21 protein-coding genes and 1 other RNA gene are annotated in these 23237 nt (G+C 52.7%); 12 read left to right on the top strand and 10 right to left on the bottom strand.

Annotation, left to right across the window (positions count from 1 at the left end; translation table 11 throughout):
- Positions 1-87: 87 nt before the first annotated feature.
- The 8 genes from ACGHM3_RS19475 to ACGHM3_RS19440 all read right to left on the bottom strand — a co-directional run bounded on the left by ACGHM3_RS19475 (position 88) and on the right by ACGHM3_RS19440 (position 6343).
- A complete protein-coding gene (locus ACGHM3_RS19475) occupies positions 88-300 on the bottom strand; it encodes a hypothetical protein (RefSeq protein ID WP_345423844.1) in 213 nt (70 codons plus the stop codon).
- A 90-nt stretch (positions 301-390) separates the two neighbouring features.
- A complete protein-coding gene (locus tag ACGHM3_RS19470; protein ID WP_345423847.1) occupies positions 391-807 on the bottom strand; it encodes a hypothetical protein in 417 nt (138 codons plus the stop codon).
- A gap of 145 nt (positions 808-952) precedes the next feature.
- Positions 953-1348, bottom strand: a transfer-messenger RNA (tmRNA) gene (gene ssrA, locus ACGHM3_RS19465).
- A gap of 202 nt (positions 1349-1550) precedes the next feature.
- A complete protein-coding gene (gene smpB, locus ACGHM3_RS19460) occupies positions 1551-2027 on the bottom strand; it encodes an SsrA-binding protein SmpB (protein WP_345423850.1) in 477 nt (158 codons plus the stop codon).
- A 171-nt stretch (positions 2028-2198) separates the two neighbouring features.
- Positions 2199-2909, bottom strand: a complete 711-nt coding sequence (locus tag ACGHM3_RS19455; protein WP_345423853.1) for a cytochrome c biogenesis protein CcdA — start codon at positions 2907-2909, stop codon at positions 2199-2201.
- 3 nt (positions 2910-2912) lie between these two features.
- The gene (locus ACGHM3_RS19450) at positions 2913-3365 is read right to left on the bottom strand and encodes a thioredoxin family protein (protein ID WP_345423856.1); all 453 of its coding nucleotides are present in this window, start codon (positions 3363-3365) and stop codon (positions 2913-2915) included.
- A gap of 201 nt (positions 3366-3566) precedes the next feature.
- A complete protein-coding gene (locus ACGHM3_RS19445; protein ID WP_345423859.1) occupies positions 3567-4907 on the bottom strand; it encodes a sodium-dependent transporter in 1341 nt (446 codons plus the stop codon).
- A gap of 14 nt (positions 4908-4921) precedes the next feature.
- Positions 4922-6343, bottom strand: a complete 1422-nt coding sequence (locus ACGHM3_RS19440) for a sodium-dependent transporter (protein ID WP_345423862.1) — start codon at positions 6341-6343, stop codon at positions 4922-4924.
- Between the two features lie 283 nt (positions 6344-6626).
- On the opposite strand from ACGHM3_RS19440, the gene ACGHM3_RS19435 reads away from it, so the two are divergent.
- The gene (locus tag ACGHM3_RS19435) at positions 6627-7061 is read left to right on the top strand and encodes a type II toxin-antitoxin system RatA family toxin (RefSeq protein ID WP_345423865.1); all 435 of its coding nucleotides are present in this window, start codon (positions 6627-6629) and stop codon (positions 7059-7061) included.
- Positions 7062-7069: 8 nt separating this feature from the next.
- Positions 7070-7408, top strand: a complete 339-nt coding sequence (locus ACGHM3_RS19430; RefSeq protein ID WP_345423868.1) for an RnfH family protein — start codon at positions 7070-7072, stop codon at positions 7406-7408.
- Between the two features lie 97 nt (positions 7409-7505).
- On the opposite strand, the gene ACGHM3_RS19425 is transcribed toward ACGHM3_RS19430, so the two are convergent.
- Positions 7506-7904 (bottom strand): outer membrane protein assembly factor BamE, encoded by a 399-nt coding sequence (locus ACGHM3_RS19425; RefSeq protein ID WP_345423871.1) that lies wholly within the window; start codon positions 7902-7904, stop codon positions 7506-7508.
- An 80-nt stretch (positions 7905-7984) separates the two neighbouring features.
- Between ACGHM3_RS19425 and fur the strand changes: the two genes are divergently transcribed.
- Positions 7985-8386, top strand: a complete 402-nt coding sequence (gene fur, locus ACGHM3_RS19420) for a ferric iron uptake transcriptional regulator (protein WP_345423874.1) — start codon at positions 7985-7987, stop codon at positions 8384-8386.
- A 27-nt stretch (positions 8387-8413) separates the two neighbouring features.
- On the opposite strand, the gene recN is transcribed toward fur, so the two are convergent.
- Entirely contained in the window at positions 8414-10063 is a 1650-nt protein-coding gene (gene recN, locus ACGHM3_RS19415) for a DNA repair protein RecN (RefSeq protein WP_345423877.1), read from the bottom strand.
- Between the two features lie 170 nt (positions 10064-10233).
- Here recN and grpE point away from each other — a divergent pair, with 170 nt between their 5' ends.
- From grpE to ACGHM3_RS19370, 9 genes are all read left to right on the top strand, one after another.
- A complete protein-coding gene (gene grpE / locus ACGHM3_RS19410) occupies positions 10234-10818 on the top strand; it encodes a nucleotide exchange factor GrpE (protein WP_345423880.1) in 585 nt (194 codons plus the stop codon).
- Positions 10819-10968: 150 nt separating this feature from the next.
- The gene (gene dnaK / locus ACGHM3_RS19405; protein WP_345423883.1) at positions 10969-12906 is read left to right on the top strand and encodes a molecular chaperone DnaK; all 1938 of its coding nucleotides are present in this window, start codon (positions 10969-10971) and stop codon (positions 12904-12906) included.
- A gap of 151 nt (positions 12907-13057) precedes the next feature.
- Positions 13058-14182: a molecular chaperone DnaJ gene (dnaJ, locus tag ACGHM3_RS19400; protein ID WP_345423886.1), complete on the top strand. Its 1125-nt coding sequence runs from the start codon at positions 13058-13060 to the stop codon at positions 14180-14182.
- Between the two features lie 16 nt (positions 14183-14198).
- Positions 14199-15011, top strand: a complete 813-nt coding sequence (dapB, locus tag ACGHM3_RS19395) for a 4-hydroxy-tetrahydrodipicolinate reductase (RefSeq protein ID WP_345423889.1) — start codon at positions 14199-14201, stop codon at positions 15009-15011.
- Between the two features lie 323 nt (positions 15012-15334).
- Complete coding sequence (locus ACGHM3_RS19390; RefSeq protein ID WP_345423892.1) at positions 15335-16876, top strand: methyl-accepting chemotaxis protein; 1542 nt, start codon at positions 15335-15337, stop codon at positions 16874-16876.
- 407 nt (positions 16877-17283) lie between these two features.
- On the top strand, positions 17284-18423 hold the full coding sequence (gene carA, locus ACGHM3_RS19385) for a glutamine-hydrolyzing carbamoyl-phosphate synthase small subunit (protein WP_345424101.1): 1140 nt from the start codon (positions 17284-17286) through the stop codon (positions 18421-18423).
- A gap of 60 nt (positions 18424-18483) precedes the next feature.
- On the top strand, positions 18484-21699 hold the full coding sequence (carB, locus tag ACGHM3_RS19380) for a carbamoyl-phosphate synthase large subunit (protein WP_345423895.1): 3216 nt from the start codon (positions 18484-18486) through the stop codon (positions 21697-21699).
- A 98-nt stretch (positions 21700-21797) separates the two neighbouring features.
- Positions 21798-22274 (top strand): transcription elongation factor GreA, encoded by a 477-nt coding sequence (gene greA / locus ACGHM3_RS19375; RefSeq protein WP_345423898.1) that lies wholly within the window; start codon positions 21798-21800, stop codon positions 22272-22274.
- Positions 22275-22409: 135 nt separating this feature from the next.
- Positions 22410-23195: a TatD family hydrolase gene (locus tag ACGHM3_RS19370; RefSeq protein WP_345423901.1), complete on the top strand. Its 786-nt coding sequence runs from the start codon at positions 22410-22412 to the stop codon at positions 23193-23195.
- The last annotated feature ends 42 nt before the right edge of the window (positions 23196-23237 follow it).

The following is a 23237-nucleotide window of genomic DNA, read 5'->3' as shown; positions in this document are numbered from 1 at the left end:
GTCCCGAAAACTTATAGTCCACTTCGATCTAGCGGCCAGTAAATCTGGTCCTGTTTGTAAACATCTCAGATGCGTAGCTATATATAGTCAGTCGGGTAGGAATCTCGATAGTTTATCTTTGCTTTTGTAGCGCGGGTATTTAATCTTCATCTTCAATTGATTATTTGTATTTGCATGGACGGTCTGTTTTTCGATCAGCACAAAGTGGGTCAGGCGCTCAAATTCATTTATTTTTGAATTTTTAAGGCAACTATTGAGATCGGGATGAGGATCTATCTTGCGTTCAGTAGAGGTGGTCATTGAGACTCTTGTAGAAGCATTGCGCGGGCTCTTCATCACTAGCTTGGAACACATGTGAATTCAGCTATCTATTGGAGCTGAGAAGTTTCCTTACGTACTACGCATAGTGTTTCGTGGTCCGGCTGCAGGATTGTGCTCGAGGCCATCGATCGCCATGGATGGCGTGAATGTAGGTTTTGCAGGAGCAAAATCCTGCCAGGCCTCGCCCCTTTGGGCGCCAGAGGCGGTACCAATCGTTCCAGACGATTGGTGACAAAAACATCGGGAATGTTTTTGAATGAGCGAAGCGAGCCTTTGGCAGAAACCATGGACGGTTTCTGTAGCCCGGGACGCGAGAGAGTCCAAACACGCTGCCGTCAGGCGGATGAAAAAGCGGTAGTGTGGATAGTTGCGTGCTTCGTAGTGCGGCGGCGGGATTTCATGGCGCACGTCCATGTGCGCCACCCTTCGGGCAGCCTTCGGATGTGCAAAAATGCTGTCCTGCATTTTTGTGTGGCCTACATCCATGTAGGCCATCCCTGCGGGACCGCCCGTTGGGCGTCAAAATTCGTTCCCGACGAATTTTTGAACCCGGGACATGTGAGAGACCAAACTCGGCAACCTCCACCAAATAAAAAAGGGCCCCCCAAGAATTGGGGGGCCCTTTTTTATTTGGTGGAGGCGGCGGGATTTGAACCCGCGTCCGCCAGTGCGCCGCTTTAAGCTCTACATGTTTAGGTCCGTTTATTAATTTAACACTAGGCGACCCAACGGGCAGGGTGCTAAGTGCTGGCTTGGTAAAGTGTTTAACAGCGCCGCCCCAAGCGTGCTTTGCTGCGATCCTATTCTGATTGACAGTCGTTAACGCGGTATAGGCACCTTGTTAAAGACCGCTAGCGGCCGTAGCGGCTAGTTGGTGCAACAATTAGGCTGCAATTAAGCAGCTAGTTGAGCACCGTAGTTGTCATCATTTGCAACTATTAGTTTACAGCTTTGGATTAAGGTGATTGGCTGTCATCACCACATGCACTCAAAGTTTTGTCACCGTCGTCGAATCCAAATCGCCCCCGAATTCGGTGCTGCGGGGTGCTGGATTGCGGCTCTCTTTGCGTCCTTTTATGGTCTACAAAGGCCCAAGTGGTTAGGGCTGGCCTGCCGTCCTCTCTGGGGGTAGTGCGAAACTACAAGCCCAATAGCAAGAGGATTGGCGATGCTACAACATAGATTGGGGTGTGCCAAGCGGTTTTCAAGGTTTGGCGGTGGGGAATGGATTAGCTATGGCGCATAATGCGCGCTTTTTGCCGGTCCCAATCGCGCTGTTTCTCGGTGTCGCGCTTGTCGTGCTGCTTTTTACCCTTGGCGATGGCCACCTGGCATTTCACCATATGGTTTTTCCAATACAGGGCTAGGGCGACGATGGTGTGGCCTTTTTGATCGGCAGCTTCTTGCAGTTTGTCGATCTCTCTGCGGTGCATCAGCAGTTTGCGCTTACGCATGGGGTCGATGACAAAGTGCGTGGAGATGGTGTTGATGGGCGTGATTTGGCAGTTGAGCAGCCAGGCTTCATCGCGCTCAAATACCACGTAACAGTCGGTGAGTTGGCCTTTACCGGCGCGCAGGCTTTTTACTTCCCAGCCATGCAGCATAACGCCCGCCTCGAATGTTTCCTCTATGTGAAAATCAAAGCGTGCTCGGCGGTTTTGGGCGATGGTGTTACTGCCCGGTTTTTTCTTCGGTTTGTTGGCCATGGCGGCGGATTATATAGACCTCTGCAATACGAAACAAATACTGGTTTAGCCCTGCTTTGCGCCGTGACAGGGGTATAGGGCTTGGCCAGATTCGCTGTGGTAGTTAAATATCTGTAGCTGAGTTATAGATGAGGGCGGCGGTGCGGATTGCAACGCGCCGCCCTTGTTGGGTTACAGCGAATAGCTCCAGTCTGGTAGGTATTGAATGGCCAGCGTCTCCAGCTGTTTATCTAGCCCAGTGAAGATCATCAACCCTAACAACACCATTATGCCTCCAAGCATCTGCTTGGCCTGCAGGGCGCGGCTCAGTAGGCCGGGGCTTACCGCGCGCACTACTTTCTGTGATAACACCGCAGCCACTATCAGTGCCAGGGCGCAGCCAAGGCCGTAGCAGAAGAGGATGGCGCTGGCCATGGCCAGGCTTTGGCCAACCGAAGCCAAAGCAATAGCGGCTCCTAGGGTGGGGCCCACGCAGGGTAGCCACACAAGGCCCAACATAAAACCCACAGCAAGCTGGCCCAGGGTAGAGGCGGTTTGTGGCTGGTGGATGTTAAACCGACTACTGAGCATGGATAGCCGGGTGTTGGCCCACTCGCCCAGGGGTTTTATCAGCAACACCAATCCAACCAAAATAAGTAAAGCCGTACCTACCCAGCGCAAGGCATCCGGGGGTAGGCCAAGGTTGAGCAACACAAAGGTGAGAACGCCGCCAGCCAACGCAAAGGCCAAACTTAACCCTAAAGCTAAAAACACCAGGCCCCAGCGGCTGGCGTTAGCTGAGGAGGCCATCACCATGGGGATCAATGGCCAAACGCAGGGCGATAGTATGCTCAGAACGCCGGCCACTGAAGCCAGGGGTAATGAGGTAAATTCCAGAGCCATGGTTTAGTTTTTGGCTGGGTAGTCGTAGGCGATGGTTTTATCCAGCTGTTCTGTAATCACCTCAGCGCGGGTTTCGGCAACGCTGTACCAATGCTGTTGGCTGCCTTTGTACAGCAATAGGGTGGATTGGCGCGGCGCGCGCAAGGCACTCACCACAGGTTTTTGTTTGTCGTAATCCACAACCAAGGTATAGAACGTCTTATCGGGGTTGGCTTTTTTATAGGTTTCTAGCACCGCCTGTTGCTTGGCGCAGGTAGGGCACCAACTGGCGTAGATATCGATTAAAATCACTTCGCCGGCTTGTTGTAGTTGTTCAAACCGAGCCTGTGTAAACGGCTCCTTATGGCTGGCCATCTCGGCGTGGCTGATTGCTTCTTTTTTCATATCCGCCGCCCAGGCAGTGCTCAATGGCAATAGCGCGAACAGCAGAATTAGTGATCTGCGAAGTGTATTCATGATGCAAGTCTCATATTAACGGTGTGTTATTTTTTACGTGCAACCACTCAATGGTTGGCGTAACTCACCGGTTAATACGTTGGCCGCAGGGGAAAAATTACAGCAGGGTGGGGATTGTTATAGAAATGTGAGAATCAATGGGGTCAGAGCGTTTGATTTGGGCGATCAAACGCTCTGACCCCATTGATTAGCGTGTGAGGGTTAGAGACTTTGCAGCAATACTAGGGCAATTAAAACCGGGCATACAAAGCGCACGTACACCGGCCAAAGTTTAAAAAATAGGCTGGATTCTGCCTCGGGCATACCGGGCTTGAGTGCTTCCAAAATGCGGTTGCGGTGCCATAACCAGCCCACAAAAATACACAGCAAAATGCCCAAAATGGGTTGGCTATACACGGTGGTGAAGTTAATAACCCACACAAATAGCGAGTTAAAGTTAAAACAAATGATCAGGCTAATGACAAAAATAACGCTGCCAATCATCAAAGTGGCTTTGTTGCGTTTGATTCCGGTATGTTCGCAGGCCAGAGACACGGGCACCTCCAGCATGGAGATAGATGAGGTGAGAGCCGCGATGGTCATCAATGTGAAAAAGGCAAACGCAACCACCAAACCTGCGCTGCCCATGGAGCCAAATAACGCTGGCAACACCTGGAAGATTAAATCTGGCCCGGCGATTAATTCGCCGCTGTCGGTAAATACGTTGGTGCCGTACTCCTTGGCCACAAAAATAGCGGGCATGATCAACAGGCCCGCCACAAAGGCAATGCCGGTATCGGTTAGGGTAACTATGGCACCAATTCTGGGGAGGTTTTCTTTTTCACCCAAATAGGAGCCGTAAATTAACATGGTGCCTACACCGAGGGAGAGCGAGAAAAACGCTTGCCCCATTGCGTTGACGAATACCTCGGGCTTTAAGCCGGAGAAGTCTGGTATCAAATACAGCTTAAGCCCTTCGGTGGCGCCTTCTTGCAGTAGCACATAGATAATCAGCGCTAAAAACAATAAAAACATAATGGGCATTAACCGTGTGCTCCAGCGTTCGATGCCGGCACTTACCCCTTGAGAAATAATGGCCATGGTTAGGGCCATAAACAGGGCGGTAAATATCACGTTACGCTCGGTGCTAAAGCCAACCAACCACTCGCTGATACCGGTTAAGCCTAGCGTGCTGGTAACAGATTCCGCCCAGTGGGCCACCATCCAGCCGGCCACAATGGAGTAGAAACTGTAAATCAAACTGGCAATCACAACGCCGTACAGCCCCACCAAAACTCCGGCCCAGGCAATGCCGCGTTCGGCACCAATGCCTTTAAGCGAGGTTACAATGTTGGCCCTGGAGGCCCGGCCAATGATCAATTCCGCCATGAGTGCCGGGTAGGCCAGTAAAAATGCCAATGCCAAGTAAATCACCACAAAAGCGGCACCGCCATTGCCAGCGGTATTGGTGGGGAAGCCCCAAATATTGCCCAAGCCAATGGCGGAGCCGGCGGCCGCCATGACAAAACCCGTGGTGGATGAAAACTGTTCCCTAGATGCCATTACTCGCGCCTAACTTAAATTAATGATGTGCCGAAGAATTTGCTCATAACGGTGTTGATAAATACCAACACTAAAATGGCTGGGATAAAGGTACCCAGGGCAAAATTAATGTACCGCTCCATGATGCTGCTTTTATACTCTGGGTCGCCTTGTTCTAGCTCAGAGTCGAGGTTGTGTTTTTTCCATTGATACACCACAAATATACAGATTAGGGCACCGTTGAGTGGCAGGATGGTGTCGTAGAAGACGTCGATCACCAAATCAAAAAACGATTTAACTCCGCCGCCGTATTGAGTGAATTCGGTAAAGAAGGGCACCATGCCAAACGACACCACGCAGGCCAAGCTGGTAATGATGATGGCGATGCCTACCACTAATAAGGCTTTGTTCCGTGTAATGCAGAATTGATCCATGGCGGCACATACAGGCACTTCTATTATGGATATGAGCGAGGTGAGTGCGGCAAAAAGCACCAACAAAAAGAATAACGCGGCAACTAAGCTGGCCCCAAAATAGCCAATGGCGGCTTGCATGGCTAGAAAAATTTTTGGTAGAAAGGTAAAAATTAAGCTAACGGAGGAGCTGGATAAGTCGTCTGGATTGGTGTTGGGGTTAAAGGCAAAAATGGCGGGTAGTACCAGTAAGCCGGCGGTGAATGCAACGGTGGTATCGGCTAGGGCCACCAGGCGTGCGGAGCCGGGGATGCTCTCACGTTTATCCATATAGGAGCCGTAGGTGATCATAATGCCCATACCTAAAGACAGCGAGAAAAATGCCTGGGACATGGCTCCATTGACGACTTCCGTGGTGAGCTTTGAGAAATCCGGAATTAAATAATATTTAACACCGGCACCGGCGCCCTCTTGGAACAAAATAAACACCACCAAGGCAATGAGCATAAAAAACAACGTGGGCATCATGATTTTGGCACCGCGCTCAATGCCTTTTTGCACCCCAAAGTGAAGGGTAACGCCTACAAAGGCGGCCACAAATACCACGTACAAGAATAGAATTTTACCGTTAATAAAGTCGCCAAAGAAACTGGCATCGCTCATGGCTGAAAGATTGCCGCTAACGATGGCGGCCAGGTAGCCAAATATCCACACGGTAAGCACCAAGTAGAATACGGCAATCATAAATGGTGTAATTACGGCCAGTAGCCCGCCGATATGCCACCAGGGCTTGGCGTCAGCAAAGTGCCGGTAACAACCAAAAGGGCCGCGCTGGCTGGCGCGGCCGGCGGCCAGCTCTGCCATCATTACCGGCACACAAATGGCAAACACAAAAATAGCGTACAGAATCAAAAACGCGGCGCCGCCGTTTTTGGCAGCGTTCACCGGGAAGCCCACCAGGTTGCCAATGCCCACGGCTGAGCCCGCTGCCGCCAAAATAAAGCCCAGTTTAGAGCCAAATTGTTCTCTTGAGGTCGATACCATAGATGCTTTCGTAACCTGTGTTTCTGCTTGTTTTTGTGGTGTGTACTGTGCCTGGAAATAGCGGCCAAGGCACCGTTTTAGACGCCTGTGGCACGAAAGGTAGATAGTACCAACTTTGTCCTGGATTGTCGTTTAGGGTGCGCTCAGGCTCGGCCCCGGTTTGCCCAGGCCGGCGCTCTTCTCTACAATCCCGCACACAAGACGGAGAACCCAAGCCTGCCCCTCAGTTTTTAATGGCCCTGGCGTTTGGCGAAACCGCACTCATAAATACACGGACAACATTGTGACAACCATAGAGCGATCCGCTTTAGTGGCCTTTTCGGCCCAAGAGATGTTTGATTTAGTAAGCGACGTAGAGCGCTACCCTGAATTTATGCCCGGCTGTGTAAAAACCGATCTGATCGGCCGAGGTGACGATTGGCTAGAGGCCAAGCTGCACCTAGGGAGGGGCAGGTTAAATACCAGTTTCACCACCCACAACGTAGTGGATGCTCCCAACCGCATGGAGCTGTCCCTAACAGAAGGGCCATTTAAATCCTTTCATGGTGTATGGACTTTTACCGAGTTGGCAGAGCGGGCGTGTAAGCTGGAGCTTAAATTAGAGTTCGAATTCAGTAATAAATTGATTGCTATGGCGGCGGGTAGGTTGTTTGAATCCATGGCCAACCAGCAGGTGGATGCCATTTGTCAGCGCGCCCGCCAAATCTACGCAGAGTAAGCAACCCTATGAGCAACACCATCACTGTGGAAGTGGCCTACGCCCTGCCCAATAAACAAAAAATTATTGCCTTGCAGGTAGAGCCGGGCACCACTGCTTTGCAAGCGGTTCGGCTTTCGCACATCGACCAAGAATTTCCAGAGATCGATATCGAAACCGCAAAAATGGGTATCTTTGGCCAGGCTTTGGGCACTAAAGGCTTAAAGAAAGCGCCGGAACATGAGCTGCAAGAGGGCGACCGAGTAGAAATTTACCAGCCGCTGATTTCCGACCCCAAAGAGGCTCGCCGGCGACGAGCCGCCAAGGCGGAAAAAGCTGCCGAAGAAAGCGACGGCCAAACCAAATAGGGCTTTTTGCTGTTTATGTATTGCAGATAGAAAAACAGCCCAATACTTGTCTGTAATTGGGCTGCTGGTTTGTATGGCTTAAGCGTAATATTAGCGCTTAGGCGGCATCCGGCTCGGCAGAAGGCGTGGCTTGCTGCTCGCTGGCTTGAAAATTCGCAGGCATTTTAAAGCGGTCAGTGGTTTCTACGTTGTTGAGCGAATCTTCGTCGAAATACACGGTTAGACTGTGGTTCACAGTAATCGCCCGTGGGTTGGTGTAACTGTAGTAGTAATCCCAACGGTTGGCGGCAAATGGGTCATCGATCAATGGCGTTCCCAACACAAATCGTACTTGGCGTTTGGTCATGCCGGGTTTTAACTGGTCGATCATTTCTTGCGTTACAACATTACCCTGCTGGATGGTGATGCGATAAACCCCAGGGAACTTAAGTGCAGAACATGCACTCAAGCTGCCAAGCAGCAGGATGATAAAGCAACAATGAATCGATTTTTGCATAGCGGGGGTTCCACATTCTAAAACGAACGGGGATAATACCCAAACGCCTTAAATCTGAATAGAGCGGAGACGAGTAAACTGTGGAAAATTCCGAACTGAGAAAAGCCGGCCTCAAGGTCACCCTGCCGAGGGTAAAAATTCTGCAGATTCTAGAGTCGTCGGAACAGCACCATATGAGCGCGGAAGATGTGTTCAAAACCCTAATGGAAACCGGTGAAGACGTGGGTTTGGCCACGGTTTACCGAGTGCTAACCCAATTTGAAACCGCAGGCTTAGTAGAGCGCCATAACTTCGATGGCGGCCACTCTGTGTTTGAGCTGGATCGCGGCGACCACCACGACCACATGGTTTGCGTGGATACCGGAGACGTTCTTGAATTTCACAGCGATGATATTGAGCGCCTGCAAGAAGAAATCGCTAAAAAGCATGGCTACGAGCTAACCGGCCACAGCCTAGTGTTGTACGTGCGTAAAAAAAGATAACTGATATATGTCCGGCCTGATGTTCTATCAGGCCTTTTCTAACATCTCTTTAGCGTGGGCCAGCGATTGGGCACTTTCTGAACCGCCAATCATCCGAGCAATTTCTGCGACCTTTTCTTCTTCGTGTAGCGCTTTGAGTTGGCTGGTAGTGGTCTTTTTATTTTGCGCTTTCACCACCTGTAAGTGGTGGTGAGCCTTAGCGGCCACTTGACCAAGGTGCGTAACACAAATTACCTGGCCCGCGTCGCCTAGGGTGCGCAACAAGCTGCCCACCACATCGGCGGTGGCGCCGCCAATGCCCACGTCGACCTCATCGAACACCATTGTGGGTACCTTCGAGGTTTGCGCAGTAACCACTACTATGGCCAAGCTCACCCGAGACAGCTCACCGCCGGAGGCGACCTTCGCCAGGGGCTTGGGGCTGGCGCCGGGGTTGGTGCTGATTAAAAATTCCACGCTTTCTAAGCCGTGGCTGGTGACCTCTTCGGCTTGCAGAGCAATCTCCACGCAGGCGTTAGCCATGGCCAGCTGTTTCAGTTGCTGGTTTACGGCTTTGGCCAGTTTGGCGGCGGCGGTTTTGCGCTTGGCGCTGAGTTTTTTGGCACTGGTCAGCAGTGTTGTTTTTAGCTGTCCTTCCTTCGCTTCTAAGGCTTCCAGTTGGTTGTCATCGCCGGTTAGGTCGGCGAGTTGGTCACTTAGGCGCTGATACAGGTCGGGCAGTTCCTCAGGGTTCACTCGGTGCTTGCGTGCGGTTTGGTAAATGGTGCTTAAACGGTCGTCCACCTCGCGCAGCCGCTCCGGGTTGATCTCTGTACTGTTGAGGTGGTTGTTGATGGCGCTGCTGGCCTCGCGCACTTGAATTTCGGCTCCGGTGAGCATTTCTTGGGCTTCGGTCAGGCTGGCAGATTTATGCGGTAGGTTGTTGAGCAAGTGCAGGGCGTGGCCCAGTAGGTTTTCCAGGCTTTGGTCTTCGCCGCCACACAGCTCCGCCAGTTGTTGGCTGAGGTTGAGGCTATCCTCGGCGCTGGCCAGCAACTTCTGCTCCTCTTCAAGGGCGTCTATCTCACCGGGCTGCAGGCCCAGGGCATCCAACTCTTCCACTTGGAAGGTTAGCAATTGCACTTTTTGCTGGTAATCGGCGCTCTGTTCGCGCAATTGGTTGGCGCGGGCATGGGTGGCAGCCCAAGCTTGGTGTTGCTCGGCAACGCTGGCGGTTAGGCTGTGGTGATTACCGAAATCGTCCACCAGCAGGCGGTGGGTGTCCTTGCGCAACAGCGATTGGTGCTCGTGCTGGCTGTGAATATCTATCAGTAGATTACCCAGCTCCCGCAGTTGTGACATGGTGGCCGGTTGGCCGTTGATATAACCCCGCGAACGGCCCTCACTGGTAATAACACGGCGCAGTAGGCATTCGGCTGATTCGAAATCCTGAGCTTTCAACCAGTTGGCGGCCTTGGGCAGTTTGCTTAAATCGAATTGGGCACAAATATCCGCGCGCTCCGTACCCGTGCGCACGCGGTCGCCATCGCCACGGTCACCCAGGGCAAGGCCTAGGGCATCCAGCATGATCGATTTACCGGCGCCGGTTTCGCCGGTAACGGCGGTCATTCCTGGTTCTATTTCCAGGTCTAGGTGCTCTACCAGAGTAAAGTTGTTGATGCTCAGGTGGGTTAACACAACCGCTGTTCCTTCGTTTGGCGCCAAGGCGAGTAAGCCGGTTTTATACCGCAAATGGCCAACAGCGAGAAGGGATTCGCTAAAAATTAATAATGACCCTTGAAGCCCCCAAGGCTGGCCCCATATAGAGGTGACAATTTTATCGCTAACCATTGGCATTGGAGAGCAAGGTGTCTAACGAACAGCAAAACCCACAAGCGGATGCTGCCCCAAACGAAGCGGAACAAACTGCACAGGAAGGGCAAAATTCTGAAGTTGAAGTAGAGGCGGGTGCAGTTGACCCAGAGCAACTGGCAGCCCAAGTGGCGGATTTAGAAAGCCAGCTGCAAGAGGCTAAAGAGCAGGCTCTACGTGCCGCAGCCGAAGCGCAAAACGTACGTCGCCGAGCTGAGCAAGACGTCGAAAAAGCGCACAAATTCGCGCTGGAGAAATTCGCAGGCGACATGTTGCCTGTCGCCGATAATCTTGAGCGCGCAGTGGCTTCATTTGAAGGTGCCGACGATAACGCCAAGCCCATGTTAGAGGGCGTGGAGCTGACTCTGAAAACGCTATTGGATGCCCTGGCGCGCCACAAGCTCGAGGCGGTAGATCCGGAGGGGCAGCCATTTGATCCTCAGTTGCACCAGGCTATGAGCATGGTAGAGAACCCTGATGTAGAGCCCAACACCGTGCTCAACGTGTTCCAAAAAGGCTACACACTGAACGGCCGTTTGGTGCGCCCAGCTATGGTGGTGGTGAGCAAAGCGCCGGCTTAACGGCCACCGCGTAAAAAGCCCAAGAAAAATGTTGATATTGGGCTTGAAATAGCATCACCAGCGCCAATATAGATCAACAAGCAAACGACGAGCGAGCGGCCACAAGCCGGCGCTGTAACAGAATCAAGTAACGAATTTTGGAGATAACAGATGGCCAAAATCATTGGTATCGATTTAGGTACAACCAACTCATGTGTGGCCGTACTGGAAGGTGACAAACCCAAGGTAATTGAGAACGCCGAAGGCGATCGCACCACACCCTCCATTGTTGCCTTCACTGACGACAATGAAATCCTGGTAGGCCAAAGCGCTAAGCGTCAGGCGGTTACCAACCCAACCAATACCTTATTTGCCGTTAAGCGTTTGATCGGCCGTAAGTTCACAGACGATGTTGTGCAAAAAGACATCTCTATGGTGCCTTACAAAATCGTCGGTAACGACAACGGCGACGCTTGGGTAGAAGTCAAAGGCGATAAGAAAGCACCGCCTCAGATCTCTGCTGAAGTACTGAAGAAAATGAAGAAAACCGCCGAGGATTACCTGGGCGAGAAAGTCACCGAAGCGGTAATTACCGTGCCGGCTTACTTCAACGACTCCCAGCGTCAGGCCACCAAAGATGCCGGTAAAATTGCGGGCTTAGAGGTTAAACGTATCATCAACGAGCCTACCGCAGCAGCCCTGGCATACGGTATGGATAAAGGTGCCGGAGATCGCACCATTGCGGTATACGACTTGGGTGGTGGTACCTTCGATATTTCTATCATCGAAATCGCCGACGTAGACGGTGAGCACCAGTTTGAAGTACTGGCTACCAACGGTGACACCTTCTTGGGTGGTGAGGACTTTGACCTTCGCTTAATCGAGTACTTGGCCGACGAGTTCAAAAAGAGTAACGGCATTGACTTGCACAACGATCCATTGGCCCTGCAGCGCTTAAAAGAAGCCGCTGAAAAAGCCAAAATCGAATTGTCTTCTAGCCAGCAAACCGAAGTTAACCTGCCGTATATTACTGCAGATGCAACCGGTCCCAAGCACTTGGTGGTTAAGTTGACTCGCGCCAAGTTGGAGTCCCTGGTTGAAGACCTAGTGATCAAATCGCTGGCTCCGGTTAAACAAGCTTTGGCCGATGCCGATTTGTCTACCTCAGAGATCAATGACATCATTTTGGTGGGTGGCCAAACCCGTATGCCAATGGTGCAGCAAAAAGTTGCTGAGTTCTTTGGTAAAGAAGCACGTCGTGACGTTAACCCAGACGAAGCCGTAGCGGTAGGTGCAGCCATTCAGGGTGCGGTACTGGCCGGTGACGTTAAAGACGTATTGTTGCTGGACGTTACCCCGCTTACTTTGGGTATTGAAACCATGGGTGGCGTGGCTACTCCGCTGATTGAGAAAAACACCACCATCCCGACCAAAAAGTCGCAGGTTTTCTCAACCGCCGAAGATAACCAATCTGCTGTAACCATTCATGTGGTGCAGGGCGAGCGTAAGCAAGCCGCGCAGAACAAGTCGCTAGGCCGCTTCGATTTGGCCGACATTCCGCCATCACCACGCGGCATGCCACAAATTGAAGTAACCTTCGACATCGACGCCAACGGTATTTTGAACGTTAGCGCCCAGGACAAGGCCACTGGTAAGCAGCAATCTATTGTGATTAAAGCGTCTTCTGGCCTCAGCGATGACGAAATCGACAAGATGGTTGCCGATGCTGAGGCTAACGCCGAAGCCGATAAGCAGTTTGAAGAGCTAGTTACCACCCGCAACACCTTGGACGGTTTAATCAGTGCCACGCGTAAAACCTTGGAAGAGGCCGGTGATAAGGCTAGCGATGAAGAGAAATCTGCCATCGACGCAGCCCTCACAGAAGCCGAAGCCGCGGTTAAAGGCGGCGACAAAGCCGCTATGGAAGCTGCCACTGCCAAACTGACCGAAGCGTCTAGCTCGCTGGCTCAGAAAATGTACGCTGAGCAAGCGCAAGCAGCCCAAGGAGCAGGCGGCGCAGGTGCGGGTGCCGACGCCGGCCAAGACAACAAAGCCGACGACGGCGTTGTAGACGCCGAGTTTGAAGAAGTAAAAGACGACAAAAAATAAGCCACACTCGTGGTTTAGGTGGGGCGCAATCAATGCCCCACTGTGTTCTTATTACACCAACGCGGGCTTGCCCGCGTTTGGCGTGTTAGCAACCAGAGAAAAATTCCGTAGATCTAAACGTTGATCCACCACAAAACGCAGAACCAAATACATGTCTAAACGCGATTATTACGAAGTATTGGGCGTCGAGCGTGACGTTTCCGAAAAGGACCTGAAAAAAGCCTATCGCCGCGTGGCGATGAAATACCACCCCGACCGCAACCCGGATGACGCCGCCGCGGAAGAGAATTTCAAAGAGGCCGCCGAAGCCTACGAGATTCTCTCCAACGAGCAAAAGCGTGCCGCCTACGATCAATATGGACACGCCGGTGTTGAGGGCGCTGCCGGCGCCGGTGGGGCAGGCTTTGGTAACTTCAGCGACATTTTTGGTGATGTATTTGGCGATATCTTTGGTGGCGGCGGTGGCCGCGGCGGGCGCGGTGGCCCGGCCCGAGGCTCGGACCTACGCTACACATTAGATTTGGATTTAGAGCAGGCGGTTCGCGGCACTACCGTTAAAATCAAAGTGCCGACTTTGGTTGCCTGTGAACCCTGTGGCGGCAGTGGCGCCAAAAAAGGCTCCACCCCGAAAACCTGTACCACTTGTGGTGGCCACGGCCAGGTTCGCATGCAGCAGGGCTTCTTCTCTGTTCAGCAAACCTGTCCCAATTGCCACGGCAAGGGCAAAATTGTTGGCGACCCATGCACCAGCTGTCATGGCCGAGGCCGTAAAGAAGAGACCAAAACGCTCTCCGTTAAAGTGCCACCCGGCGTGGACACCGGTGATCGTATTCGCCTGTCTGGTGAAGGTGAAGCCGGCGCAGATGGTGGCCCCGCGGGTGATCTGTATGTGCAAATGTCCATTCGCCAGCACCCGATTTTTGAGCGTGAAGGCAGCAATCTGTATTGCGAAGTACCCATCGGCTTTGTTGAAGCGGCATTGGGTGGCGAGCTCGAAGTTCCCACACTGGATGGCCGGGTTAAGTTAAAAGTGCCAGAGGGCACCCAGACCGGTAAGTTATTCCGGCTGCGTGGCAAGGGCGTTGCCCCGGTTCGCGGTGGCTCCACCGGCGATTTACTGTGCCGTGTATTGGTAGAAACCCCAGTCAACCTAACCTCAAAACAAAAAGACCTGCTGCGCGAGTTTCAGGGCTTAACCAAAGAAGGCAAACACAGCCCCAAACAAAGCACATGGTTTGAGGGAATGAAAAACTTCTTTGGCGATATGAAACTCTAAGGTACGGGCAGCACACATGACCACACGTATAGGTATTACCGGCGCGGCCGGTCGTATGGGTAAAATTTTAATTGAGGCGGTGAGCTTAAACGAGACTACTACCTTAACCGCGGCTATAGAGCGGCCCGTATCATCCCTGCTTGGCGCCGATGCTGGCGAGCTGGCAGGTATCGGCAAAAATGGCGTCGCTCTGGTGGCCAATTTGGCTGATGTGATCAAGGATATCGATGTATTGATCGATTTCACGGTGCCGGCAGCCACTCTGACCAACGCCCAAGTGTGTTTTGCTAATGGCAAGGGCTTGGTGGTGGGTACCACTGGCTTTACCGAGGCCGAGCGCGAGCAGCTCAGCGCCTATGGCGAACAGGGCGCTCTGTGCGTGGCCGCCAACTACAGTACTGGCGTGAACGTTAGCCTCAAGCTACTCGAACTTGCTGCCAAGGCCATGGGTGACGACGTCGACATCGAGATCGTTGAAGCTCACCACCGTCACAAAGTGGATTCGCCATCAGGCACCGCTCTGGCCATGGGCGAGGCGGTAGCTGGTGCCGTAGGCCGAGACTTGAGCAAAGTAGCTGTGTATGGCCGCGAGGGCATAGTTGGCGCCCGTGAACGCGACACCATTGGCTTTGCCACCGTGCGTGGGGGTGACGTGGTGGGTGACCACACCGTAATGTTTATGGCCGAGGGCGAGCGCTTGGAAGTAACCCATAAAGCCTCCAGCCGAATGAGCTTCGCCCGCGGTGCAGTGCGCGCTGCGGCTTGGTTGAGTCAGCAACCCAATGGCAGCTACGACATGCAAGATGTTCTAGGCCTAAAATCCCTTTAAGTAAATAAATCAATGGGGTCAGAGCGTTTGATCTGAGATCAAACGCTCTGACCCCATTGATCTCTTCTCCCACTGATTTAGCCCCCGCTGATTTTCTCTATTGGCGCCATTTGTCGGCGCAAGCCACGGTAAAAGCTCGGTTTTACAATTAGCGTCTAAGCTCTAAAGAGGCCGGTCGCCTGTGGCAACTTACTTACCAGCCTAAAGCATTGGCAGTGACCTGCCGTTATATAGGTAGGAGCAGTCACACTGCGCAACGATAAAATTAACAGAAAAGGCGTGGGCAGTATCTCGCTTATAAAGTGGAGCAAATAGGCAAAGTGATGGGCAAATTGTCTTTAAAATACAAAGTAATTCTCGCGGTGACTCTAACCAGCATTCTGGCCGCCGTTGTCTCAGTAATCATCCAAGCCAGTTCGAATATCTCGGCGATGTCGAAAGCCATCGAGGCCGACAGTTCTACCTTGGCCAAGGTGGTGGGTGGCTCGTTGGCCGGTGCTATCGCTTTTGGCGATAACGTTTCTGCCAATAGCGCCTTAGCTAGCCTCTCTGCTAGTGAGCGCACCAAAAGTGTGGTGGTGTACAGCAATGGCGAGCCCTTTGCCTGGTATGTACGTGGCCAAAGCGGCGGTGACCTGCCCATGGGTATGTCTCGCCCCAGCGCCTCTGATGGTGTGGTAAAACTAGATGGTGAGCTGGTAATTACGCATTCTATTATATCGGACGGCAGCCCAGTGGGTAGAATGGTGTTGGATGTGGAATTAACCGAGATTGAAGCCATTATTAGCTCGGCCATATGGCGTGCAGTTGCGATCATCCTGGGGGTTAGTGTGGTTGCCGGTTTGGTGGCTATGTTGATTCAAAACAGTATTGTGCGGCCAGTATCTGAAGCGGTTGAGGCCTTGAAAGACATCGCGCAAGGCGAGGGCGATTTGACACGTCGCCTGCGCGTCAAAACCGACGACGAAGTGGGAGAGCTGTGTCGCTGGTTTAACGTCTTTATCGAGCGTATCCAAAATATGATTGGTGAGTTTGCCGGGATCGTTGGTCAAATTGACGAAAGCTCACAGCAGCTAACCAGTACCACCAAAGAAACTGAAGTAGGTGTGGTTAAGCAACAATCCGAAATTCAGCAGGTGGTTACCGCGGTGCGCGAGATGGCCTCTGTGGTGGCGGAAGTGGCGCATAATGTATCGCAAGCAGCCCAGGATGCCGAGCAAGCCGATAAAGAGGCTGGCAGTGGTCGCCAGGTGGTGGTGTCCACCATGTCGCAAATTGAAAATCTAGCCAACGATGTGGATGCTGCCTCCGTGGTGATCGACCGTTTGCGCCAGGAGACCGACAATATAGGCTCGGTGTTGGATGTGATTCGTGGCATCGCTGAGCAGACCAACCTGTTGGCCTTGAACGCTGCCATTGAGGCTGCCCGCGCCGGTGAGCAGGGCCGGGGCTTTGCTGTGGTCGCCGATGAGGTGAGAACCCTAGCATCGCGCACGCAAACCTCAACCCAAGAGATTCAAGAAATGATTGAGCGCTTACAGTCCGGTGCTCGCGAAGCGGTAACCATGATGGAGAAAGGTACCAGCCAAGCCCAGGAATCTGTGGCTCAGGCTGAGGCCGCTAGCCACTCCCTGGAGGCCATCACCGCAGGCGTGAGCTCCATTAAAGCCAAAACCGTGCAAATCGCCAGTGCCTCCGAGGAGCAGAGTGCCGCCACCCGAGAAATGGAATCCAATATGGAAAACATTGCTTCTGTGGCCCAGAATACGGCCGCTGGTTCCACCCAGATTGCGGCTAGTTCTGCCGAGCTCGCCCGTTTGGCCGAGAACATGTCGGCTATAGTACGCCAATTTAAGTTACATTGAGTTCCTCAAATCCAGCGTGGACAGACAGGCCCCATTTCGGCTAGAATCCGCCGTTAATTTTGGGCCTGTCAGATAGACACAAGTTCTATACTGCAACCCCTCTAAAATTCGATACTCGGTGCTTACGGATTTGCTCGGCGAATCCTAGGCTAGCCGCACAGGGAGCGAGGTGAAGCCAAAGGGTTTTATCTCGCTTTTTTTGAGCTAAATAAAGCCATCGTGCCGGTATCGATACAGCTCACAGCCGCAATATCCCAGGATTTAGATGTGCCCCGCGCAAGATTTTGTGTGGTGGCCTAACTCAGGCCAAGGTTTTGTGGCGAGGCCCAAATTTAGCTGCTTTATACGCTCACCTGAGTGGTAAAGGTTTTGTTTAGTTTTTGCGCAGTCAGTAGGAGGCCGCCTTGTTGTTTGGGGAATTCAAACCCGCACTTCTAGTCCTAGAGGACGGTAGCATTTTTAAGGGTCGAGCCATTGGCGCAGATGGTGCGGCAGTGGGCGAAGTTGTTTTTAACACCTCCATGACCGGTTACCAGGAGATCCTCTCCGATCCATCCTACGCCCGGCAAATTGTCACGTTAACCTATCCGCACATTGGTAATACCGGCGTTAATGCCGAAGACGACGAATGCAGTCAGGTATGGGCATCTGGCTTGGTGATTCGAGATCTGCCTCTGATGGCGAGTAACTTCCGCTCTGAGCAGAGTTTGTCTGATTATCTGAAAGCCAAGAATATCGTCGGCATTGCCGATATCGATACCCGCCGCCTAACCCGGATTTTACGCGACAAGGGCGCTCAAAATGGCTGCGTGATTGCCGCCGCCGAGCCCGATGAAGCCGGTGCGTTGGCCCAGGCCAAAGGTTTTGCCGGCCTAAAAGGCATGGACCTGGCTAAAGAAGTAACCACCGAGACATCCTACCCCTGGCAAGAGGGGGTTTGGCAGTTAGGCCAAGGTTATCAGACGCCGCATTCCCTGCCCTACAAAGTTGTTGCCTACGATTTTGGCGTTAAGCGTAATATTCTGCGCATGCTGGCCGAGCGCGGCTGTGACATCACTGTGGTGTCGGCGCAAACACCGGTATCCGATGTGCTGGCGATGCAGCCCGATGGTGTGTTTTTATCCAATGGCCCCGGCGATCCAGAGCCTTGTGATTACGCCATTGCCGCCATCAAAGTGCTGATCGAAAAGAAAATCCCAACTTTCGGTATTTGTTTGGGTCACCAGCTATTGGGCATAGCCGCAGGCGCCAAAACCATGAAAATGAAATTTGGCCACCACGGTGGTAACCATCCGGTGCAAGATACCGACAGCGGCAAGGTAATGATCACCGCGCAAAACCACGGTTTTGCCCTCGACGAGGCTTCTCTGCCCAGCAATGTGCGGGTGACCCACAAGTCGCTGTTTGATGGCACTTTGCAGGGCATCGCCCTGACCAATGCGCCGGCGTTTAGCTTCCAGGGTCACCCTGAAGCCAGCCCCGGACCGCACGATGTGGCACCGCTGTTTGATCAGTTTATTGCCCTAATGCAAAGCGCCAAAGCCTAATGCAGATTTGTAATCCAACGCCCAGACCGTAGCACTCGAATTGAGACAGTTTTAGACACCATGCCAAAAAGAACCGACATTAAAAGCATTCTGATCATAGGCGCAGGGCCCATTGTTATTGGCCAGGCCTGTGAGTTTGATTACTCCGGCGCACAGGCTTGTAAAGCTCTGCGCGAAGAGGGTTACCGAGTTATTCTGGTGAACTCTAACCCGGCCACCATCATGACCGACCCGACCATGGCCGACGCTACCTACCTTGAGCCCATCGAGTGGCAAACGGTAGCGAAAATCGTTGAAAAAGAGCGCCCAGATGCCATTCTTCCCACCATGGGTGGCCAGACGGCTCTGAACTGTGCGTTGGATTTACACGAGAACGGCGTGTTGAGGGAATTCAATGTTGAGCTAATTGGCGCAAACTACGAGGCCATCCATAAAGCTGAAGATCGCAATCAGTTCGACAAAGCCATGAAACGCATTGGCCTAGAGTGCGCTAAAGCGGAAATCGTACACACCATGGAAGAAGCCATGGCGGTGCCCAAGGCGTTGGGTTTCCCGGTCATTATCCGCCCATCTTTCACCATGGGTGGCTCCGGTGGCGGTGTGGCGTACAACTGGGAAGAGTTCGAAGAGATCTGTAACCGTGGTTTCGATTTATCGCCCACCAACGAGCTGTTGATCGACGAATCCCTGCTCGGATGGAAAGAATACGAAATGGAAGTGGTGCGGGATAAAAACGACAACTGCATTATTATTTGTTCCATCGAAAACCTCGATCCAATGGGTGTGCACACCGGTGACTCTATCACTGTGGCGCCGGCGCAAACCCTCACCGACAAAGAACTGCAAATCATGCGTAACGCCTCCTTGGCGGTACTGCGTGAAATCGGCGTAGAAACCGGCGGTTCCAATGTGCAGTTTGCCGTTAACCCAGAAAACGGCCGCATGGTAGTGATTGAGATGAACCCTCGGGTATCTCGCTCTTCGGCGCTAGCCTCCAAAGCCACAGGCTTCCCCATCGCTAAGGTTGCGGCCAAGTTGGCGGTGGGCTATACCCTGGACGAACTGCACAACGATATCACCGGCGGTGCCACTCCGGCCTCGTTTGAGCCCAGCATCGACTACGTCGTGACTAAAATTCCGCGCTTCACCTTTGAAAAATTTGGTGAGGCCGATGCGCGCCTAACCACGCAAATGAAATCCGTGGGCGAAGTAATGGCCATTGGCCGCACGTTTCAGGAATCTCTGCAAAAAGCCCTGCGTGGCTTGGAAGTTGGCTCCGCCGGCTTTGAGCCCATTGTCGACCTCAACAGCGACGACGCTAACGAAACCATCCAGCGTGAAATCACCACCGCGGGTGCCAATCGCATTTGGTACCTAGCTGACGCATTCCGCGCCGGCATGAGCGTGAAGAAAGTACATCAGGCGTCTAAGGTAGACCCGTGGTTTTTGGTGCAGATTGAAGAACTAATTAAGATCGAAATGCAATTGGCCAGTATGCCCTTTGCGGACATCAAAGCCGATACCCTGCGCATGTTGAAGCGCAAAGGCTTCTCCGATAAGCGTTTGGGCAGCCTGTTGGGCGTATCCGAGAAGGCCCTGCGTGCGCAGCGTATTAAGTGGGGCGTGTTGCCCACCTACAAGCGTGTAGACACCTGTGCCGCCGAGTTTTCTACCGCTACGGCCTACATGTACTCCACCTATGAAGAAGAGTGTGAGTCCAACCCCAGCGATAGAGACAAAATCATGGTTATCGGTGGCGGTCCTAACCGTATCGGCCAAGGCATTGAGTTCGACTACTGCTGTGTGCACGCGGCCCTAGCCATGCGTGAAGATGGCTACGAAACCATCATGGTCAACTGTAACCCAGAGACCGTTTCCACCGATTACGACACCTCCGACCGCCTGTACTTTGAGCCAGTAACCTTGGAAGACGTGCTGGCCATTGTTAAAATCGAACAGCCCAAGGGTGTGATTGTACAGTTTGGTGGACAAACGCCGCTGAAACTGGCTCGTGCCCTGGAAGCCGAGGGTGTGCCTATCATTGGTACCACGCCCGAGGCCATCGACCGCGCCGAAGACCGCGAGCGCTTCCAGCAAATGATTGAGCGCTTGGGCTTAAAGCAGCCTTCCAACGCCATTGTGCGTTCGGTGGACGAAGCTCTGCGTAAAGCCGAAGACGTTGGCTATCCTCTGGTAGTGCGTCCATCCTACGTACTGGGTGGCCGGGCCATGGAAATCGTCTACAAAGAAAGCGAATTAAAAACCTACATGCGCGAAGCCGTGCAGGTTTCCGAAGATGCGCCCGTATTGCTGGATCACTTCTTGAACTCTGCTATCGAGGTCGATATCGATGCGGTATCCGACGGCGACCAAGTGGTCATTGGTGCCATCATGCAGCACATTGAGCAGTGTGGTGTGCACTCCGGTGACTCCGCCTGTTCTCTGCCGCCATACTCTTTACCAGAAGACGTGCAAAACCAGATGCGTGAGCAGGTTAAGCGCATGGCGCTGGAATTGGGCGTGGTTGGTTTAATGAACGTGCAGTTGGCCTACCAGGATGGCGAAATTTATGTTATTGAGGTGAACCCACGCGCCTCGCGAACAGTACCGTTTGTGTCCAAATGTATTGGCCAGTCCCTGGCTAAAATTGCCGCTCGCTGCCAGGCGGGTACAACTTTGGAGCAGCAAAACTTCACCCAGGAAATTATTCCGAGTTACTACAGCGTGAAGGAAGCGGTGTTTCCGTTCAATAAATTCCCAGCGGTTGACCCAATCCTTGGCCCAGAAATGAAGTCCACTGGTGAGGTGATGGGAGTAGGTGATACCTTCGCCGAAGCCTACGCCAAAGCCCAGCGTGGCGCCGGCGATGCCATCCCCACCAGCGGCACGGCATTTTTAAGTGTGCGCGATTTTGATAAATCTGGTATCGCCGAAGTCGCTCGCCAATTGTCGGAGTTAGGTTTTAGAATTGTTGCTACCCCGGGCACCGCAGAAACTATTGCAGCTGCTGGTTTAGAGGTTGAAACGGTCAATAAAGTGAACCAAGCACGGCCAAACATTGTCGATTTGATTAAGAATGACGGGGTGGATTTAATTATTAACACCACCGAAGGTAAAAAAGCGATTCGCGATTCTGCCGATATCCGTCGAAGCGCCGAGGCCCACGCGGTTTACTACACCACTACGTTGGCCGGTGGCCTAGCGGTGTGCACAGCACTGCGCAACCAGCACGAGACTCGCGTACGCCGCCTACAAGAGCTGCACGCCAGCCTGTAACAGGCGCTTTCAGCCGTAGAAGCCGTTACAAACTCAAGCGAATAGAATCCAGCCCCGTGGCAATGCGGCGCTGGATTCATCACTATAAAAGGTAAAGTATGATTAAAGTTCCAATGACTAAAGAAGGCGCGGCTGCGCTGGAACAAGAACTTGAGCACCTGAAAAAAGTAGAGCGGCCAAAAATCATCGCCGCCATCGCCGAAGCCCGTGAGCATGGCGATTTAAAAGAAAACGCCGAATACCACGCCGCCCGTGAACAACAAAGTTTTTGTGAAGGTCGCATTCAGGAGATTGAAGGCAAGCTCAGCAATGCCCAGGTTATCGACGTCACTAAAATGCCAGCTGGCGAGAAAGTTATTTTTGGTGCCACGGTGGATATTTTGAATATCGAAACCGAAGAAGTGCTCACCTACAAAATTGTGGGCGATGACGAAGCCGATGTAAAAAATAACAAAATCTCCATAAGCTCCCCCATTGCCCGAGGCCTAATCGGTAAGGAAGTGGGCGACGTTGCCATGGTGCGTACACCGGGTGGCGACGTAGAATACGAGATTGATGCTGTGCGTTATGTGTAACGCCATCTAACGTTTTTTTTGGGGCTGCTTTTGCAGCCCTTTTTGTTTTTGGCGTCACTGCTGTGCCTTTATTCATAAGCCATGATTCGTTAACCACAAACACCATTAATCCAACGCTGCAATCATTTGCATTCAATGAACAACACACTCCACTTCGTCGATAGCCACTGTCATATAGATGCCCCTGTGTTTAACGATATAGCGTCAACCTTGGCCGTATGCCGCGCACAAGGGGTGCAGGATATCGTGGTGCCTGGTTTGTACGAGGCGCAATGGCAAACACTGCGCAAGTTAGCCGATGAACACACGGTGTTACACATTGCCTGCGGCCGTCATCCCTGGTGGATTGGCGAGAACGATGATTTGTCGATATTTGCACAAGCCTTGTTGGAGAATGCCGAAGCAAGTTGCTGTGTCGCGATTGGTGAGACCGGAATTGATGGCCTGAGAGGCGTGGATGTAAATCTGCAGCAGCGTTGGTTTGAGCAACATTTGAAAGTTGCCGAGGCGCTGAACAAACCTATCGTCGTGCACGCGGTTAGGGCTCACCCTTTAATTCAGCGAACCTTGGCGAAATATAAAGGCCTGGTACGGGGTGTTATCCATGGCTTCAGCGGTAGCCCGGAGTTAGCCCAGCAGTATTGGAAGCTGGGCTTCCATCTGGGGATTGGCGGAACCATTACCTACCCCCGGGGCAGCAAAACCCAACAGGCGGTTAAAGCACTGCCGCTGGAGGCCATCGTCCTAGAAACCGATGCGCCGGATATGCCACTGCAAGGCCGGCAAGGCCAACCCAATCACCCTGTGAGAGTGCTGGATGTAGCAGCCCGCGTGGCTGAGCTCAGGCAGGAGCCGTTGAACGTCATAGCCCACCAAACCACCGCCAACAGCCAGCGGCTGTTTGATTTGGTAAGTCAGTAAAGCAAAGGGACAGAAATCAATGGGGTCAGATCCCATTGATTT

The organism is Halioxenophilus aromaticivorans (assembly GCF_042850945.1).
Classification (GTDB): domain Bacteria; phylum Pseudomonadota; class Gammaproteobacteria; order Pseudomonadales; family Cellvibrionaceae; genus Halioxenophilus; species Halioxenophilus aromaticivorans.
Note: the sequence above shows the minus strand (reverse complement) of the source record. Positions and strands in the feature narration are given on the sequence as shown.